At 61.7% G+C, this 2,166-nt stretch carries 3 protein-coding genes; all 3 read right to left on the reverse strand.

The features are described from left to right. Positions 1–183: hypothetical protein (locus tag JTP94_RS14290; RefSeq protein ID WP_204851162.1), on the reverse strand; the 183-nt coding region annotated here is incomplete at its 3' end. Next, the gene (locus JTP94_RS14295; protein WP_204851163.1) at positions 180–1,373 is read right to left on the reverse strand and encodes an IS91 family transposase; all 1,194 of its coding nucleotides are present in this window, start codon (positions 1,371–1,373) and stop codon (positions 180–182) included. The genes JTP94_RS14290 and JTP94_RS14295, both read right to left, overlap by 4 nt. A 3-nt stretch (positions 1,374–1,376) precedes the next feature. After that, positions 1,377–2,166: tyrosine-type recombinase/integrase (locus JTP94_RS14300; protein WP_204851164.1), on the reverse strand; the 790-nt coding region annotated here is incomplete at its 5' end.

Consider the following 2,166-nt stretch of genomic DNA (forward strand, 5'->3'; position numbering starts at 1 on the left):
GACGTTTGTCAGTCCCAGCAGGCCGAGAGTGGTGTTTGCAGGTGTGATTGCCGAGATTTTTGTCGTGACTGGGAGCACGTTTGCCAGGCTGAAAGCCGTCGCCATAGTGACTGGCGCAGGGCCTCCCGTTGGCCGGCTCTGTTTTGAGTGGTCCATATGAATGGATCTGCCATGCCGGGTCATGACGCACTCTCCCGGTTTGTTGTTGCCTTATCCGGCGGTCCGCGCGGTTGCTGCCAGCGTTTGAACACCTCGATGACGATCATGCGCCCGCCGCAGCATGGGCATGGCGGGCGGATCTCGATCGGCTCGTCGGCAGCGTTGTCAACAGGCTGCGGGGCAGCGTTCAGGAGTTCGCGGACGCGGGTGATGCTAGTCTTTCGGGCACTGCCGGCGAGCAGGCCGTAATGCCGGATGCGGTGGAACCCGCGCGGCAGGACGTGGAGCAGGAAGCGGCGAATGAACTCGTCGGGGGCAAGGATCATGACCTGCTGTCGATCGGAACCATCGCGGCGGTAGTTCTTGAAGTGGAAGGTGACGCCGGTCTCGTCGAACGAGATCAGACGACTGTTCGAGATGGCCACCCGGTGCGTATAGCGTGACAGATAGGCAAGAACCGCCTCAGGTCCCGCGAAGGGCGGCTTGGCATAAACGACCCAACGCTTCTTTCGCACCGGCGACAGGTACCGTCCGAATGCCCGGCAGTCAGCGAGATGCGCAGCCGAACCGAAGAAGGCGAGCCGCCCGGCATCGTGGAATTGGAGCAGCCGCGTCAGGAACAAGCGCCGGAAGAGCTTGCCGAGTACACGCACCGGCAGGAGGAATGCTGGACGTGACGATATCCAGCGTGAACCATCGAGGGCTATGCCACCACCTGGCACGATCATGTGAACATGGGGATGATGGGTCATGGCCGATCCCCATGTGTGCAGGACTGCAGTGATGCCGATGCGCGCCCCGAGATGCTTGGGATCGGTGGCGATCGTCAGCATAGTCTCGGATGCGGCTTTGAACAGAAGGTCGTAAACCAGCGCCTTGTTGTAGAAGGCAATGGCGGCGACCTCGGCTGGCAATGTGAAGACGATGTGGAAGTATCCGACAGGCAGGAGATCAGCCTCTCGTTCGGCGAGCCATGTGCGTGCAGCGGCGCCCTGGCACTTCGGGCAGTGCCGGTTGCGGCAGGAATTGTAGGCGATGCGCCACTCTCCACAATCCTCGCAGGCCTCGACATGTCCGCCCAGTGCCGCTGTGCGGCAGTGCTCGACCGCCGACATCACCTTGAGCTGGGTCAAGCTGAGATGTCCCGCATGGGCTTTCCGATAGGTCGGCCCGGCAGCACGGAAGATATCGGCGACCTCGATCGCGGTACGCATGGTTCAGCCGTCGGGCGTTTTGCCTTCCATCAGCGCCATCAGCCGATCAAGAGGTCCCGCGACCGCGTGAATGGTCCGGGTGGAGACCTTCGCATAGAGAGCGGTCGTCTCCAGCTTGCTATGTCCGAGCAGAACCTGGATGACACGGATATCCGTGCCATCCTCCAGAAGATGGGTGGCAAAGCTATGCCTCAAGGTGTGTGGACTGACGCGCTTGTGGATGCCGGCAACATCGGCAGCTTCCTGAACCGCGCGATGCAGTTGCCGCGACGAGATCGGGTCGGTGCGGCTACGTCCCGGAAACAGCCAACCATGAGGCAGCATCACGCCGCGCCGCTTTCCTTCGCGCCACCACAGCCGCAGCAGTTCGAGGAGCTGCGGAGAAAGCATGGCATTGCGATCCTTGCGTCCCTTGCCTTGTTCGACCCGGATCAGCATGCGTTTCGAGTCGATGTCATCGACCTTGAGATGCGCGACCTCGGAGACGCGCAACCCAGCGCCATAGGCCACGCCGAGCGCCGCCTTGTATTTGATGCCAGGTGCCGCCTCCAGTAAGCGGGCAGCTTCCTCAATACTCAGCACATCCGGTAGCTTGCGCGGATTGCGCGTTATCACCAGCGCTCGCGCCAGATCCCGCCGCTTCAGGGTCACCGTGAACAGAAAGCGTAGCGCCGAAACCGTGCTGTTGATCGTCGCGGGGCCTACGCCGTTCTCATGCTGATGCAACTGGAAATGCCGTATGTCTTCGACCGTCGCCGTATAAGGGGCACGCCCAAGAAACGCAGCGAAGCGC

Source organism: Martinezella lusitana, from assembly GCF_016901135.1.
In the GTDB taxonomy this organism is placed as follows: domain Bacteria; phylum Pseudomonadota; class Alphaproteobacteria; order Rhizobiales; family Rhizobiaceae; genus Rhizobium; species Rhizobium lusitanum_D.